This window comes from Gluconacetobacter entanii (genome assembly GCF_003206495.1).
GTDB classification, from domain to species: domain Bacteria; phylum Pseudomonadota; class Alphaproteobacteria; order Acetobacterales; family Acetobacteraceae; genus Novacetimonas; species Novacetimonas entanii.
On the sequence record NZ_NKUF01000013.1, the window covers coordinates 20,305 to 37,062 of the forward strand.

Genomic DNA, 16,758 nt, shown 5'->3' on the forward strand with positions numbered 1-16,758 from the left:
GCGGTTTCGGGAAACCCCCTATAAAAGCTTCACCAAAAACTTTTGAAGGTTTTATGCCTGTTCCGCTTCGTGGCGGAAGAACAGGGCCCCGAGGGGTGGCAGCGACACGCTGACGGAGCAGGAATGTCCGTGCGCGGCATGGGGCCGCGTCTGTATGCCGCCATAATTGCCGACATTTGATCCCCCATAAAGGCTGCTGTCCGTATTGAGGATTTCGTGCCACGTTCCTGCATGCGGCACGCCAATGCAGTAATCATGTCGCGGCACGGGCGTCATGTTGCATACGACCATGATCGTGGGTGTGCCGGCACTCCGCCGGATCCATGCAAAGACCGAGTTTTCGTAATCATCTCCCACCAGCCATGCAAACCCTTCGGCGTTACCGTCCGACAGGTAAAGCGCGGGATGGGTGCGGTACAGGTGATTGAGGTCACGGATAAGCTGCCGGACCCCGTTGCCCTCGGGGGTGTCAAGCTGGTGCCAGGCCAGTTGGGATTCGTGATTCCATTCCTCCCGCTGGGCAAGTTCCCCGCCCATGAACAGAAGTTTCTTGCCCGGATGTCCCCACATGAAGGCAAGGTAGGCGCGCAGGTTCGCATGTTTCTGCCATGTGTCGCCCGGCATGCGCTGGATCAGCGATCCCTTGCCATGCACGACCTCGTCATGGGACAGGGGCAGGATGAAATGTTCCGAAAATCCATAAAGCAGGCCGAACGTCATTTCGTTATGGTGGTAACGCCGGTGGATCGGGTCATGGCCCATGTAATCCAGCGTGTCATGCATCCACCCCATGTTCCATTTGAAGGTGAAGCCCAGGCCGCCTTCGCTGACGGCGCGCGTAACACCGGGCAATGCGGTGGATTCCTCCGCGATCATGATGGCGCCGGGGGAGCGCACCGCAACGGTTGCGTTCAGGTGCCGCAGGAAGGCGATGGATTCAAGGTTTTCGCGTCCCCCATGCACATTGGCGATCCACGCCCCCGGCGCGCGGCTGTAATCGCGGTACAGCATGGAGGCGACGGCATCCACGCGCAGGGCGTCGATATGGTACTGATGCAGCCAGAACAGGGCGCTGGCGATCAGGAACCCGCTGACTTCGCGCCGTCCGGTGTTGTAGATCAGGGTATTCCAGTCGGGATGGTATCCTTCGCGCGGGTCGATATGTTCATAAAGGGCGCTGCCATCGAAACGCGCCAGCCCGTGCGGGTCGGTCGGGAAATGCGCCGGCACCCAGTCCACGATGATCCCGATCCCCGCCAGGTGGCAGGCATTGATGAACCGGGCGAAGCTGTCGGGCGGCCCGAACCGGGCGGACGGCGCGAACAGGCCCAGTGGCTGGTATCCCCATGACCCGCCAAAGGGATATTCCGCAATGGGCATCAGTTCGATATGGCTGAACCCCATCTCCACCACATACGGCAGCAATGTCAGGCGCAGTTCGTCCCAGTCCACATGACCTGCCTGCGCATGGCGCCATGATCCGGCATGGATTTCATAAATGCTGATGGGGGCATTGATGTCCTGCCGTGTCCCGCGTGTATGCATCCATGCATCGTCCGACCAGTCGAAATCGATCGTGGGTGTAACGACGGAGGCCGTGGCGGGCGCGACCTCGGCCGCAAAGGCCAGCGGGTCGGCCTTGAGCGGCAGCATGTCCCCCTGCGCGTCAAGGATCTCGAACTTGTAGCGCTCTCCGGCCCCGATGCGCGGGATGAACAGTTCCCATATCCCATGTTCATGGCGCAGGCGCATGGGATGGCGGCGCCCGTCCCACATGTTGAAATCCCCCACGACTGAGACACGGCGCGCATTGGGGGCCCATACGGCAAAGCGCACGCCACTGATGCCCCCGATTTCCATGACGTGCGCACCCAGCACGCGGTACAGGTCCTGATGTTCCCCACGTGCGATCAGGTGCAGGTCGAAATCCCCCAGCAGCAGGCCAAAGCCATAGGCGTCCTCGGTCTCCTGCACGCCGCCTTCCCATTCCACCCGCAGGCGGTAGGGGGTGCCGGTCGGGACATGGCCGATGAAGACGCCGCCGGGATGGACCTGCTCCATCGGCCATTCCGCAGGCCCCTTGCGGCGGCCGCGCCTGGACGGGGCGGCGTTGACGAGTGTGACCGCGCGTGCACCGGGCATGAACACGCGGATGATATCCTCCCCCTCGCCGGGATGGCGGCCAAGGAATGCAAAGGGATCCCCAAGCCGCCCGCACAGGAGGGCTTCAAGCCGGGCGTCGGCATCATGCCCGGCGCGAAGGGTGGGAAGATGTTCCGTCACGGCCGTTCTCCTTGTGCTGAGGGTTTTACAGGGGGTTGCGTGGGGGGCGGGTCAAGGAACTGGTGCAGTCCCGCGATCGGCGTGCCGATCCATGTCGGGCGGTTCGCGGCCTCGTAACGGATTTCATAGGCCGCCTTTTCCATCACAAACAGATGCAGCAGCGCGGATCGCGCCTGTTCCGTGCCAAGGGCCGTCGCACTTTCCCCGATTCCTTCGCGCCATCCTTCCATGAAGGTCCGGCAGGCCTCGTCATGGAATGCGCTGACATATTCCGTTGCCCGCTCGGCGGACTGTTCGGCGGCGGGGTGGCTGGTCGTATCGCTGTCGGCAAGGCGCGCGGTATCGGCGACATAGGCGATCGAACGCAGCAGTCCCGCCACGTCACGCAGCGGACTTGCCTTTTTCCGCCGTTCGGCAAGCGGGGTGAGGGGCTGCCCCTCGAAATCGATGATGACGGCGTCATTTTCCACCACCAGCACCTGGCCCAGGTGAAAATCCCCGTGGATGCGTGTCCGCAGCGTCCCGACGCCTGCGGACGCCAGCGTGCTGACCTGTGCCAGCAGCGCGTCCCGCCCCGCCAGCAGTGCGGCCGCGCGCGCCTGATCCTCGGCATGTGGCCAGTCGTGGATACCGGCAAGGACGTCGAGCGCACGCACGACCTCCTCATGGATGGTGGCGGCCAGTGCGGCGATATCATCCGCGCCCACCCGTTCGGGGGTGAAGGCCGGATTGTCGCTGTCCTGCGCCAGGATCGCGTGCATGCCGCCCAGCCTCTGGCCAAGGGTGCGGAAGAATGCGACATGTTCGGCGCGCATGCCGACCTGTTCCTCCCCACTGAGCGCAAGGTCGGTGGCCGTCCCGCGCAGGTAGCCCAGCGTCCAGCTCCATGCGTCGCCCTGGTTGCCGATGAAGCCCTCCATGATGGCAAGTGTATGGGGCGTGCCCTGCGGGTCCATCCGCAGCATTTCGCCAAGGAAGGGCGCGATGCCGCGCGCGCCCCTGTGTGTCAGGAACTCCGTCATCTCCACTTCGGGATGCAGGCCCGCATGTGGCTGGCGGATCAGCTTGAGGACCACCTTGTCCGCCACGATCAGGGAACTGTTGCTCTGTTCGGAGGACAACCAGTGGATGGGTGCGTCAGGCGGCAGTTCAAGCGTGCGGAAGGCGTCGGCGGGGCGGAAGATGACCTCGCCTTCACGCGCGGGCAGGCGGGTTTCCTCCGCCATGGCCTTCAGCATGGCGGCAACGAATGCGGGCAGGGCGAACGCATCGGTCAGGTATCCGGTCAGCCTGCCGCGGCGCACGCGCGACAGGGCCAGTTGCTGCGGCAGGGCGGGCAGGCTGTCCGTATCCCACGCGATGCCCAGCGGCAGGAAATAGCTGGCCTCCCGCTCGCCCGTGGTTGCCGCGATCTCGCACAGGAGGAACTGCGTACCCAGCGTTATGGCCTCGGTCATATGGATATGGTCGATCGCATGTCCCCGCGCGGACGCCCATCGCCGCATCGCCAGATAGAGTGGCAGCAGTTCCCCTTCCATGACCGTGCGCAGGGGCGCGTCGGTCAGTTCGCGCAGGGACCGGCGCAGGACCAGCGTGCGGAATTCCGGCAGGGGTTCGGGGGCCGGGACATGCCATGTCGGGTTTTCCGTCACGCTGCACAGGCGGAACCACATGAAGCCGTAAGGCGGCAGGGTCAGCAGGTAGGGCAGTTGCCCCACGGGGGGAAAGACGCTTTCCGCCATCATTTCCACCGGAACCCGCCCCGCAAACAGCGACAGGTCAAGTTCCACTGCCTGCGCGGAGCGTGCCAGGTTGGCGACGCACAGGATGGTGTCGGTCTCATGTTCACGCAGGTAAGCCAGTATCTTGCGATTGCCCGGCGAAAGGAACGTCAGCGTGCCCCGGCCGAACGCATGCGAACGCGCCCGCACCGCCAGCATGCGCCGCATCCAGTTCAGCAGCGAGAACGGGTCGCGCCGCTGTGTCTCCGCATTGACGGCGGCATATCCGTAAAGCGGGTCCATGATGACCGGCAGGACAAGGCGTTCGGGGTCCGCGCGCGAAAAGCCGCCATTGCGGTCGGGCGACCACTGCATCGGCGTGCGCACGCCATCGCGGTCGCCAAGCTGGATGTTGTCGCCCATGCCGATTTCATCGCCGTAATAGACGACCGGCGTTCCGGGCATCGACAGAAGCAGGCTGTTGAGGAGTTCGATCCGCCGCCGGTCACGTTCCAGCAGGGGGGAAAGGCGCCTGCGGATGCCAAGGTTGAGGCGCGCGCGCCGGTCCGCGGCATAGGCGTTCCACATGAAGTCGCGTTCGCTGTCGGTCACCATCTCCAGCGTCAGTTCGTCATGGTTGCGCAGGAAGATCGCCCACTGGCATGTCGGGGGGATATCGGGTGTCTGGCGCATGATGTCGGTGATGGGAAAGCGGTCCTCCCGCGCCATGGCCAGATACATCCGCGGCATCAGCGGGAAATGGAACGCCATGTGGCATTCATCGCCATTGCCGAAATATTCCCGCGTGTCTTCCGGCCACTGGTTCGCTTCGGCTAGCAACATGCGGTTGGGAAAGCGTGCATCCAGTGCGGCGCGGATACGGCGCAGGACGGCATGGGTTTCGGGCAGGTTCTCGTTGCTGGTGCCGTCACGTTCCACCAGATAGGGAATGGCGTCGAGGCGTAGCCCATCGACACCAAGTTTCAGCCAGAACGCCATGATCCCGAGGATCGCGCGCAGGACATGCGGATTGTCGAAATTCAGGTCGGGCTGGTGGGAATAGAAACGGTGCCAGTAAAATGCCCCCGCCACCGGGTCGCGCGTCCAGTTCGAAATCTCCGTATCGCAGAAAATGACGCGCGTACCGGCATATTCCGTGCCGGTATCGGACCAGACATAGAAATTGCGTGCGACCGATCCTGGTTTCGCCTTGCGCGCGCGCTGGAACCATGGATGCTGGTCCGATGTGTGGTTGATCACCAGTTCGGTGACCACGCGGATGTTGCGTGCATGGGCGGCGTTGATGAAATGGCGCACGTCCGCCATCGTGCCGTAATCGGGATGCACCGCGCGATAGGCCGAAATGTCGTAGCCATCATCCTTACGCGGCGAGGGATAGAACGGCAGCAGCCAGATCGTGTTGACGCCAAGGTCGGCGATGTAGTCCAGCCGTGAGGTCAAGCCACGGAAATCGCCGATCCCGTCATTGTCGGAATCAAAGAATGATTTGACATGTACCTGGTATATGACCGCGTCCTTGTACCATAACGGGTCGGTTGCCTGTGCCGGGACGTGTCCTGTCATGCTTCATGTCCTTCCACCGGGCGGACATGCCAGATCGCGAATGGCAGGTCGTGCGGATCAAGGCGGATGTGCTGGATCTTTCCGTGCCATGTCCCGTGCCGGTCATGCACCAGGTCATGCACCCGGATGGAGGCGTTGTCCGCCAATCCCCATTCCCACAGGGGAACTTCGAAATCGGCTTCCTGCACGCGGGCGGGGTCAAGGTTGATGGCGACCAGCACGACATCGGACATGTCGGTCATGCCCTTTGCAAAATATATAATGGCGTCATTGAACATATTGTAAAAACGCACGCCCCGGTGCGTCTGCAGGCAGGGGTGGTCGCGGCGGATCGCGTTCAGCATGGTGATTTCAGCTATGATGTCGGGTCCGTGCTGGATATCGCGCTTCCGAATCTGGTACTTTTCGGAATCCATATATTCCTCGCGCCCCGGAATGGGCGTTGCCTCGCACCGTTCAAACCCCTCATACATGCCCCACAGGCCCGACAGCGTGGTGGCCAGCGCCACGCGGATCAGATGTGCGGCGCGCGTGCTGTCCTGCACGAAAAACGGATTGATATCCGGCGTGTTTACGAAAAAATGGGGGCGAAAAAAGTCGCAGACAGGCGCGCTGGTGATCTCCGTCATGTAGGACATCAGGTCTTCCTTGCCATTGCGCCACGTGAAATAGGTATAGGATTGCGTGAATCCCGCCTTTGCCAGTCTGTACATCATGCCGGGATGGGTAAAAGCTTCCGCCAGGAAGATGGTTTCCGGATAAAGCGCGTGTATGTAGGCAATCATCCATTCCCAGAACGGCAGGGGCTTGGTGTGGGGATTGTCCACGCGGAAGATCCGCACACCTTCACCGATCCACAGCAGCACGATATCGCGCAGGGCCAGCCATAGCGACTGGATGGCCCCTTCGGCATAGAAATCGACATTTACGATATCCTCATATGTCTTGGGCGGATTTTCCGCATGCCGGATCGATCCGTCCGCGCGGTGGTCAAACCATTGCGGGTGCTGCGTGACCCACGGATGGTCGGGCGCGCACTGGATTGCGAAATCCATCGCCAGTTCCAGGCCGTGCGCGCGTGCCGCCTGGTTCAGGTCGCGAAAATCGCTGAAGGTGCCAAGCTGCGGATGAATGCTGTCATGCCCGCCCTCGTCCGATCCGATGGCGTACGGGCTGCCGACATCGTCCGCGTCCGCATGAAGGGCATTGTTGCGCCCCTTGCGATTGAGGCGACCGATCGGATGGATGGGCGGGAAGTAGAGCACGTCAAAGCCCATGTCGCGGATATGGGGCAGGCGCGCGATGACGTCGCGCAGGGTCCCGTGCTGGTGCGGTACGGGGCTTTGCGAACGGGGAAACAGTTCATACCAACTGCCATATCGCGCGGCGCGGCGATCCACGAAGATCGGGACGGGGGCCGGAAGCTGCGTCAGGAATGGCCGTCTTGCGACATGCGCCATCAGGGTGCGCACCTGTGGCGAAAGCAGCAGGCGTAGCGCCTCCTCCTGCGGCAGGTCCGGTAGTATTTGCGCAAGGTGCAGGCACTGCTGGCGCTCCGTATCATGCGCGTCCGTTGCGGCGGCGTGGATCAGCAGGCGCGCATCTTCCACGTCCTGCGCGCTGACACGGCCTGCGGCCTGTTTCTTCTCAAGGGCGCGCGCAACGGAGGCGTAACTGTCCACCCAGGCCGTGATCGTGTATTCCCATGGGCCGATCCGGTCCGGATACATGAAACCGCGCCAGCGGCCGTTCCCGATCATCTCCATGCGTTCATGCCGCCAGCAGGCCGTGTCCATGGCGCGCCAGCACAGGCGGGCCGCCAGAAGGTCATGCCCGTCCATGAAAATATCGGCCTCCACCATGACCGGGGTGTCAATTTCCGCCTTGGCGGAAAACCGGGAGGGGGTGATGGCGGGGGTGACGTTTTCAATGACGATGCGACTGTGGCGTGCGGCGGTGCGCGCATCCGGGGAGGGATGGGTCATGACCGGCGCATGCTGCCGCGCGCCCTCCAGCACCCGTACCTCGCCCGCACGCAGGCCAAGCCGCCCCTTGCGGATTTGGTGCGCGACCGCGATATCGCCATCAATCGGCCCGAACGCCGCCGGATCCAGCGGCAGGGTCGCAATGGGGAGGAAGGCCTCCTGCCCTAAGGACGCATTCGCCAGGACCAGCCGCGTATAACGCTCCGTGTGGAACGCCAGGACCGTGACCGGTGCGTCGGCGGATGTCAGGCGCATGGGACGTGGCAGCGTCTTCCCACGTCGCATGGCAATCATCCGCCCCGCCGCGATGATCGCATCGCGCACCCTGATGTCCTGCCCGTCATCATCGTCTGCGCCAACAAGCAGGCCATCCCCGGTTGCCCCGCACAGGCGCAGGTTCATGACCACCTGATCGCACGGCGGCAGCGGGGCCGACCCGCCGGGCAGGGGCTGCGGACATGCAAGCCGCCCGACACCGGGGGGAAGGGGCGCCCATTCCGCCTCGAACCACGGATCGCGCCGGTTCCACCATGCGAGAGAGGAACTGACCATGTTCACCCCGCTCAGGGCGACCTGACGCACCATGTCGGGGGACAGGCCCGCCGTCCATGCGATCCAGCGGCATGCGGGTGTGATCGCGTGCGAGGAGCGGATGATGTCCCGCAGCATTTCGGGAGGCACATCCCATGGTGCGTCACAGCGGAACCCCGCCACGCCTGCCTCCAGAAGAGGACGCAGGACCGTGGCCCAGTATCGGAGGATTTCCTGGGAATGTCCGGCAAAATCCCATCTGGCGGCACGCGGGTCATGATCCGGCAGGCACCATGTGGGATGCTGGCGCGCAAGCGTTCCATCCCGCGCCATCCGGTCAAGCGGCAGGTCGAGCAGGATGGCGATCCCATGTTTGCGCGCCGCGGCACATAACTGGCGCAATCCCGTCGCGAACGGGACATCCCATGACAGGTCCGCGCTTCCTTCGGAATGGGAGGATACGAGGAACGGATCCCCGGTCGCGGCAAACAGGGGCGCAACCAGCAGGTCGGTAAAACCGCTGGCGGCCGCGCGCGCCAGCAGCCGTGCCCAACCCTCTGGCCGTCCTATCGCCGCGGGGGGCAGGTAGCGGATGACCGGCGACCATGACGGCAGGTCGTCATCGCTGGTGTGGACATGCGGTTGCGGATTGCCTGACACCATGCCGGTTCTTTCTTCGGGCTTGCGTATCGGCGGGCCGCGATCCCGGATGGGCAGGGCGACCCGATGATAGGCTCAGAACGGCGAAGTCAGGAAAAAGGACGGACAGGGCAGGGGAAAACAGGATAACAAATCCGTGTTTCATGCCGGAAACGGGATCAGTCGAGGGTGCCATCCACCATGACGAAGGGCTCCCCGCGGGAGCAGGTTTCGACACGGGCATGGATGCCGTAGGTCTGTTGCAGCAGGTCGGGCGAGATGACCGTGCGGGCGGGGCCTGCGGCAATCAGGCGTCCGTCACGCATGATGATGGCGTCATCGGTCATGCGCACGGCGATGTTGAGGTCATGCAGCACGATCATCGTCACGATGCCCCGCGCCGCCGTCGTGCGCCGCACGATATCCATGACCGAAAACTGATGATGCAGGTCCAGCGCGCTGAGCGGTTCGTCAAGCAGCATCGCCTCCGGCCGCCGTCCCAGCGCCTGCGCGAGGCCCACAAGCTGTCGCTGCCCGCCGGAGAGTTCATCCATGTAGCGCATCGCCAGGTCCTCGATCCCGAAGGTGGCGAGCGTCTCGAGGGTTTCATCAATCACGCCGGTTTCGCCCATGGCCTGCATGCCATTGACATGGCGCGCGGCGATCAGGGATTCCAGCACCTGCAGATGCACAGGTGCAGGTAACGCCTGCGGCAGGTAGACACAGTGGCGCGTGCGCTGCGTCAGTGGCATGCGCGACAGTTCCATGCCGTTGAGCGTGATGACGGCCGGTGAAGGCACGATCCCCGCCACCGCCCGCAGGAATGTTGACTTCCCGCTGCCGTTCGGACCCAGCAGCGCGCAGACGCGCCCGCAGGGAAACGGGGCGGGGTTGAGGTCATGCAGCACGGTGCGGCGGCCGTAACTTACGCTGACATGCTGCGCGGACAGTCCACTTTCGCTCATGACAGGCCCTGCCGGCGCAGGACGATCGTCAGGAAAAACGGAATCCCCACCAGTGCCGTGACAATGCCGGTGGGGATGATGACGCCGGGAATGATGTTGCGCGCGGCAACCGATGACAGCGACATGATGAGGCAACCGACAAGCATGCTGCCCGGCAGGTAGAAACGGTGGTCCTCCCCCAGCAGGCGGCGCGCGATGTGGGGGGCGACCAGTCCGATGAAGCCGATCGTCCCGACAAAGGAGACCGCCAGCGCGGACAGGATGCTGATCCGCAGCAGCGCCGCACGCCGCACGCGCGGGATATCGACCCCCAGGCTTGCGGCGCGTTCCTCGCCCATGCGCAGGACCGTCAGGCGCCATGCCGCGCGGAACGACAGCGGCGCAATCAGCACGCACGCGGCGGCAAGGATGCCGATCTTGGGCCATGTCGCACGTGTCAGGCTGCCCATCGTCCAGAAGACGAGGTCCTGCAGCGCGTCTTCGCTGGCGATGAACTGCAGGAGGGAGACAAGGGCATGGAACATGAAGACCAGCGCGATGCCGAACAGGACGACCGTCCCCGTGCCCGACCCGCGCAGGCGGGAGACGAGGTCGAGCAGGAAGACCGACCCGATCGAGAACACGAAGGCATCGGTGGAGACGATCCACGTTTCCGGCACGCCGGGGATATGCCATTGCAGGATGATCGCAAGTGACGCCCCTAACGCCGCCGCCGCCGAAACGCCCAGTGTGAACGGACTGGCCAGCGGGTTGGCAAGGATGGTCTGCATCTCCGCCCCCGACAGGCCAAGGGCAGCCCCCACGCAGATCGCCATCAGGGCATAGGGCATGCGGATCTGCCAGACGATCACGCTTTCACCCGCAGGGGCGTCATGGGGGTGCAGCAGGATATGCAACAGGCGCGCGGGCGACAGGCCCGACGGGCCCAGCGCGAAATCCAGCGTCACGGAACATGCGATCAGCCCCGTGATGACCGCCATGACCAGCACGCGCCGCCGTAACATCGCGCGGTACAGAGCGTGGATGTCGCCTGTATCGAGACTGCGCCTGGTGATGGGGGTGGGGGAGATACTGCTCATGCGGCCTCAGGGCGTGATCCAGAATGTGCCCGTCTGCGGGACCGGAAGGAAACGGTCATAAAGTTCCTTCTGCGTCTTCGCGGGGTCGATATCCGCGAACAGGTCGGGATGGAACCACCTGGCCATCACCTCCACCGCAAGGATATTGTAAGGAGAGTCGTAGAAGGCATGCCACAGCCCATAGGCATGGCCGCCGGTTACGGCGCGCAGGGTGGAAATCCCCGGCCGGTCCTCCACCGCCCTGAGCGAGGAGCGGGCCAGTTCGGGGGAGACCTCCGCCCCCATGCGCAGTCCCGGTCCTGCCGCTTTCGGTCCATTGGTGCCATCGGCGATATAGATGTCGGGGTTCGACGCGATCACCTTTTCCAGCGAGATGTCACCGATATATCCGGGCAGGAGGGGGGCTGCGATATTGTTGCCGCCCGCGGCCTCGATGAACGCGCCCATGTTGCCCTTGCCCGCCGTGTGGCAGCAGCTTTCACGCATCGCCGCCAGCATCTCGATAAAGACCCTGGGGCGGTGGTCCGCCGGGATTGTGGCAACGGTCCGGGTGATGCGATCAAGGTGCGACTGGTAGAAATCGATATATTCGCGTGCTTCGGCTTCGCGGTTCAGGACGGTGCCGAGGATACGCATCGACGGGATGGTGTCATGCAGGGGATTGGCGCGGAAATCCACGAATACCACGGGGATGTGCGCGGCCTCCAGTTGGTTGACAAGCTCGCTTGACGCGCCGGGGCCGTGCCCGGAAACCGTCAGGATGGCAAGGTCGGGATGCAGGTCCAGCACCTTTTCGGGGCTGACGGTATCGGCCGTGGTCTTGCCGATCAGCGCGACCTTGGCCGCCGCAGGGAAACGGGCGACATACTGGTCATAACTCTGGGTATCGGCGCCACGGAATTCCCCCTGCCAGCCGACGATGCGGTCGAACAGGTGTGCGCGCTCCAGCGGGGCGAGCGCATAGATCAGGCGCCCTTCGCCAAGGATGATGCGGTGTACGTCCTGCGGGATTTCAACCGTGCGTCCCGCCATGTCCGTAATGGTGGCGCCGTGGGCCTGCGTGGCGCACAGGCCGCCGGTCAGCGAAATGGCCGCGAGGAGGGCCGTCATTACACGTCCGCACCGATGGAAAATTCGTTTCATGCCGGTTTTCCTGCCTTGCGTTGCCCCGCTGTCGCCATACGCACGATATGCACGGGGAATTCCTGAGCAGGGTGTGCTGATAATGATAATTGTTATCATTGTCAATTTTCGGCCGCCGCCATGACCGGATGCCCGGCGCGCCCGGCGCTGAGATTATCAGAACACGGTGTGCATATATCTGCATTCGACTTTGGCATGGGGGTGGTCTACTGAAATCCGTAATGCATGCCTCTGCACACCATATGCAGCCAGTGGGAAAAGGTCGGGCGACAATGAAGGAAATGGCGGCGTGAGGCAGGCGATACGTGGTGCGGGCGGGTGGCTCGACCGGTATTTCAGCATCTCGCGACGTGGTTCGACCCCCGGGCGGGAAGTCGTGGCCGGGGTGACCACCTTTGGCGCCGTGGCCTATATCATGGCGGTCAACCCGGCCATCCTGTCGATGGCGGGACTGGACCACCACGACATGATCATGACGACCATCGCCGCATCGGTATGCGGGACGCTGCTGATGGCGCTGATGGCCAACCTGCCGATCGCGCTGGCCCCGGCGATGAGCAGCAACATCATCTTCGCACAGGTCGTCGTGATGCATATGGGCATCAGTCCGGCCGTCGCCTTCGCCATGGTCTTCCTGGGCGGGATCGTCTTCGTGCTGCTGGCGCTGACGTCATGGCGTCAGAAGATCATCGACGGGTTTCCCGAACCTGTCGTCTGCGGCATCCGCTGCGCCATCGGGGCGTTCATCGTGCGGATCGGCATGACGACCAGCGGCCTGCTGGTGCCCTCGCACGATGGTTTCGCCTTTGGCCTGCTGCGCCAGCCTGCGGTTGAGCTTGCGCTGGGCGGGCTGGCGCTTGCGATGGTGCTGTCATACCTGCGGGTGCCTGCGGCGATGCTGCTGTCGATCGTCGTGACAAGCTGCGCGGGCCTGTTCGTGCATGGTCCTGATGGCAGGCTGCTGACACGCCTGCCCGCGCATGTCTCCGACTGGCCGCATTATCCGTATCACCTGCTGTTCGCGTTTGATTTCCATGGGTTTTTCGCGAACATCCTCGTCCTGTTTCCCGTTACGCTGTATTTTTTCCTCAGCGACTTTTTCGATGCAACGGGGACGATGATGGCCGTTACCCAGCGTGCAACGCAGGGCAGGGGCGGGCCGCCGCTGCCGCTGGGGCGTTCGGCCTTCTGCGCCGATGGGGCCGCCAGCGTGATCGGGGCCAGCCTCGGCACCAGTACGGTCTCGGCCTATCTGGAATCCCTTGTGGGGGTGGAAGCCGGGGGCAGGACGGGCCTGTGCGCCATGGTCGTTGCGGTGCTGTTCGCCGTGTCGTCGTTCTTCTGGCCGTTGATTACCGCCATTCCCGCGGTCGCCACCGGCCCGGTGCTGATTGTCGTGGGGGTGGGGATGCTGTCCACGCTGGCATCGCCACAGACGCACGCCCTTGATGACCTTGCCTCCCCCCTGCTGATGGTGGTGATCACCCTCATGACGGGGAATTTCATGCTGGCGCTGGCCTGTGGCCTGCTGCTGCACACCCTCCTGCTTCTGGGGCGGCGGCAGTGGTGGCGGCTGACGCCCATGCTGGTGGGGCTGGATATCGTGTTCGTCGTCTTCCTGTGGCTTGAAAGCGGCATGCAGGGCTGAACGGACGCCGGGGTTCAGAAATCGTCCTCGCCCATGAAACAGTGGGCCAGCAGCAGGCGCGATGTCGCGTACCATGCCTCACGAGCGGCATCGTGATTATCGCACATCTCCGCCTGGACCATCGCCCCGTCGAGCAGCATGCACAGCGTGCGGCCCAGCGTCGTCGCGGTCTCGATCTCCATCCCGCCGGCCTGCAGAAGCTGGCTGAAGGCGCTGCACATGCTGTCCTTCTGCGCCTGGAGCAGTTGCGTGATCTCGTCATGCCGGCGGCGGTATTCGGCGGCGGCATGCATGAACATGCACCCGTGGAAATCATCGCTTCTGAACAGCGCGTCGTACCAGTCGAAAATCGCCCGGATCTTCGCCAGCGGCGTCTGCTGCTCATTGATCGCAAGCGCCAGTTCATCCTCGATCTGGTGGATGTGCGTGGCGATTGCCTCTGACACCAATGTGTCCTTGGTCGGGAAATGGCGAAAGACCGTGGCCTTGGTCACGCCGGCACGGACGCGGATCGCATCCACGCTCACGCTCTGGTAACCGACACGGTTGAACAGCCATCGTGCGGCGTGCAGGACCTTGGTGCGCTTTCCATGCCGGGAGCCATCGGAATAAGCGGTGGTGGGCATGAATGGTTATGCCTCGTATCGATTTGTTGCATTGCCAATCTATCTTTATAAAGCATATCTCGCAGGTTGGTAGTTCATTTTGTGGTGTGGCGTGGATTTGTGATTGAATCCGCCGCGCCGTCCCGCGCGCATTTTGGGCGCGTGGCGTCCGTCCTGTGCAAAGAGCACGCAATTTCATGCGGATGGGACCAATTTATTTTACTTTCCGAACAAAATGGGGCGTGCCAGTAATGGATTATCGCACATGCCGCCACCCCGGTTTTTTGTGGAGCCGGCCCCCGGATTCCCAGAACGGAAAGATTTTTGCCTGATGCTTCCTATCCTGCACCGCTCCCGCCGCTTCCTGCATGCCGCCTGCAGTTCCATGGCGCTGCTTGCCTCGCTGTGCGCGCCCGCGCTGGCCGATACGTCGTCCGTTGCGCTGATGCCGCGCCCGCATTCCGTCACCCTGTCGGGGCAGGATGTCGCGGCCACGGGTGGGGTGCGTATCGAATGGGCGGGCAGGCCAACGCCGATGCTCCGCCGCGCGGCAGAGCGTTTTTCCGCCCGCTTCGCGATGCTTGCAGGCGCCACGTCCGCTGGCGGCACGCCGCTTGTGCTGCGTATCTCCAGCAGGGTCGATCCTGCGTACCTGAGCGTGCATGAACGTGAACATTATACCCTGAACGTCACGTCGCAGAACGGGATCAGCCTCGATGCCGATGGCCCTGCCGGCGTGGTGCACGGGCTGGCGACGCTGCTGCAGCTTGTGGTCCAGACGCCGCAGGGGCCGGTCATCCACGAGGCCACGATCGACGATGCGCCGCGTTTCGCATGGCGTGGCGTGATGATCGACGTGTCGCGTCATTTCATGTCGGTGGAGACCATGAAGCGTCAGCTTGACGCCATGGAACTGACGAAACTCAACGTCCTGCACTGGCATCTGAGTGACGGGACCGGTTTCCGTGTCGAAAGCCTCCGCTTCCCCCGCCTGCATCAGGTTGGTGGCCATAACCAGTATTACACCCAGGCGCAGGTGCGTGACATCGTGGCCTATGCCGCCGATCGCGGTATCCGCATCGTGCCGGAATTCGATGTGCCGGGCCATACGCTGTCCATACTGGAGGCCTATCCCGAACTGGCGGCCCAGCATGTCCCCACGGCGGAGGAGCGGGAATCCCCCTGTTCGATCACCATCAACACGGTCAAGACCAAGGCGATCTGCAACAAGGTCTATAACCTGAACAACGCCGCGTTCGATCCGACCAAGCCGCAGACACTGAAGTTCGCGACGGAACTCTATGCCGAAATGGGCCGCCTGTTCCCCGACCACTATTTCCATTCCGGCGGGGACGAGGTGGCGCCCAGGCAGTGGAACGAAAATCCCGCCATCGTCGCCTATATGAAGAAGCACGGCTATGCCGATGCCCCGGCGCTGCAGGCCGCGTTTACCGCGCAGGTGGAGCGTGCGCTGGCACGGCAGGGCAAGATCATGATGGGCTGGGATGAGGTCAGCGAGGCCCCGATCCCGCGCGATGTCGTGGTGGAGGCATGGCGTGGGTCGAAATGGATCGCGTCGGCCACACAGGCGGGGCATCCGGTGGTGGTGTCTTCGGGCTACTATCTCGACCTGCTGAATCCGTCGTCGGAGCATTACAAGGTCGATCCCTATGACCCCAAGGCGGTCGGCCTGTCGCCTGAGGAAGTCGCGCGTGCGCGGCCAAGGCAGGGACCGATGATCGACGCCTTCGCGCTCGACCCGAACGTGCAGCCCCTGACCGCCGCGCAGCAGAAACTGGTCCTTGGTGGTGAAGCCCCGCTGTGGAGTGAAATCGTTTCCGATGAGATGGTCGATGCGCGCCTGTGGCCGCGTTCGGCCGCGATTGCCGAACGGTTCTGGTCCGATGCCTCGGTGCGGGACGTGGCGGACATGGAAAAGCGCCTGCCCGTGATCCAGCATGAACTGGAGGCGACGGGCCTGCAGGCCAGCGCGCATGAAAACGCCATGATCGCGCGCCTGACGCCGGGCAATGTCGGCCCGCTGCAGGTGCTGACATCGGTGACAAGCCCCGTGCGCAATTACGCCATGAACAGGCTGGCATCGCACAGCGGCGACGCCATGCTGAACGCACCGGGCGCGATTGCCGCCCCGGACAGTTTCGAGGCCAACAGGTTCAATGACATGGCGGCGCGTTACGTCGCGGGGGAAAAGGACCTTGCCGTTCCGCTGCGGCAGATGCTGAAGCTGTACCTGGCCAATGATGCGGGATATGCCGCCGTTGCGACGACGCCGCTTTTGCAGGATGCGCGCCCTGTGTCGCAGCAACTGGCCGCCGTGGCGCGTGTCGGGCTGGAGGCGATCAGGAAGCATCGCAGCCATGGCCATCACTGGCACAAGCGCGTCAACAGGCTGCTGGCCCAGCAGGACGCCACTTTTGCCGGGTGCGCGGATGCCGTTGCGTCCTATACGCATGACCAGCCCCCTTCGGGCCTGCTGATCGATATCCTGCCGGGCCTGCATGCGCTGGTGAACCACGCGCATTGATCCCTGTAATGCCGGGCCTATGAAATGGCT

Annotated in this window: 9 protein-coding genes; 2 read left to right on the forward strand and 7 right to left on the reverse strand. The window is 63.5% G+C overall.

Annotated features, from left to right (window positions below; genetic code table 11):
- Positions 1–51 precede the first annotated feature (51 nt).
- From glgB to CFR72_RS07705, 6 genes are all read right to left on the reverse strand, one after another.
- On the reverse strand, positions 52–2,283 hold the full coding sequence (gene glgB / locus CFR72_RS07680; RefSeq protein ID WP_110913399.1) for a 1,4-alpha-glucan branching protein GlgB: 2,232 nt from the start codon (positions 2,281–2,283) through the stop codon (positions 52–54).
- Entirely contained in the window at positions 2,280–5,588 is a 3,309-nt protein-coding gene (gene treS, locus CFR72_RS07685; RefSeq protein WP_110913400.1) for a maltose alpha-D-glucosyltransferase, read from the reverse strand. The genes glgB and treS overlap by 4 nt, the downstream gene beginning before the upstream one ends.
- Positions 5,585–8,767, reverse strand: a complete 3,183-nt coding sequence (locus CFR72_RS18015; protein WP_110913401.1) for a maltotransferase domain-containing protein — start codon at positions 8,765–8,767, stop codon at positions 5,585–5,587. Before CFR72_RS18015 ends, treS begins: the two co-directional genes overlap by 4 nt.
- A 155-nt stretch (positions 8,768–8,922) precedes the next feature.
- The gene (locus tag CFR72_RS07695; protein ID WP_110913402.1) at positions 8,923–9,708 is read right to left on the reverse strand and encodes an ABC transporter ATP-binding protein; all 786 of its coding nucleotides are present in this window, start codon (positions 9,706–9,708) and stop codon (positions 8,923–8,925) included.
- Entirely contained in the window at positions 9,705–10,712 is a 1,008-nt protein-coding gene (locus CFR72_RS07700; RefSeq protein ID WP_244182214.1) for a FecCD family ABC transporter permease, read from the reverse strand. The genes CFR72_RS07695 and CFR72_RS07700 overlap by 4 nt, the downstream gene beginning before the upstream one ends.
- A gap of 81 nt (positions 10,713–10,793) precedes the next feature.
- Complete coding sequence (locus CFR72_RS07705) at positions 10,794–11,897, reverse strand: ABC transporter substrate-binding protein (RefSeq protein ID WP_244182207.1); 1,104 nt, start codon at positions 11,895–11,897, stop codon at positions 10,794–10,796.
- A gap of 322 nt (positions 11,898–12,219) precedes the next feature.
- On the opposite strand from CFR72_RS07705, the gene CFR72_RS07710 reads away from it, so the two are divergent.
- On the forward strand, positions 12,220–13,578 hold the full coding sequence (locus CFR72_RS07710) for an NCS2 family permease (RefSeq protein ID WP_110913405.1): 1,359 nt from the start codon (positions 12,220–12,222) through the stop codon (positions 13,576–13,578).
- Between the two features lie 14 nt (positions 13,579–13,592).
- On the opposite strand, the gene CFR72_RS07715 is transcribed toward CFR72_RS07710, so the two are convergent.
- Positions 13,593–14,204, reverse strand: coding sequence for a TetR/AcrR family transcriptional regulator (locus CFR72_RS07715; RefSeq protein WP_110913406.1), 612 nt, complete (start codon positions 14,202–14,204; stop codon positions 13,593–13,595).
- Positions 14,205–14,514: 310 nt separating this feature from the next.
- Between CFR72_RS07715 and CFR72_RS07720 the strand changes: the two genes are divergently transcribed.
- Positions 14,515–16,728, forward strand: a complete 2,214-nt coding sequence (locus CFR72_RS07720; protein WP_244182208.1) for a beta-N-acetylhexosaminidase — start codon at positions 14,515–14,517, stop codon at positions 16,726–16,728.
- The last annotated feature ends 30 nt before the right edge of the window (positions 16,729–16,758 follow it).

What these genes read in the sequence shown, in the direction of transcription:
- treS (WP_110913400.1), bottom strand. Translation starts at nt 5,588, where the DNA reads ATGACAGGACACGTCCCGGCACAGGCAACCGACCCGTTATGGTACAAG.
- CFR72_RS18015 (WP_110913401.1), bottom strand. Translation starts at nt 8,767, where the DNA reads ATGGTGTCAGGCAATCCGCAACCGCATGTCCACACCAGCGATGACGAC.
- CFR72_RS07695 (WP_110913402.1), bottom strand. Translation starts at nt 9,708, where the DNA reads ATGAGCGAAAGTGGACTGTCCGCGCAGCATGTCAGCGTAAGTTACGGC.
- CFR72_RS07700 (WP_244182214.1), bottom strand. Translation starts at nt 10,712, where the DNA reads ATGTTACGGCGGCGCGTGCTGGTCATGGCGGTCATCACGGGGCTGATC.
- CFR72_RS07705 (WP_244182207.1), bottom strand. Translation starts at nt 11,897, where the DNA reads ATGACGGCCCTCCTCGCGGCCATTTCGCTGACCGGCGGCCTGTGCGCC.
- CFR72_RS07715 (WP_110913406.1), bottom strand. Translation starts at nt 14,204, where the DNA reads ATGCCCACCACCGCTTATTCCGATGGCTCCCGGCATGGAAAGCGCACC.
- CFR72_RS07720 (WP_244182208.1), top strand. Translation starts at nt 14,515, where the DNA reads ATGCTTCCTATCCTGCACCGCTCCCGCCGCTTCCTGCATGCCGCCTGC.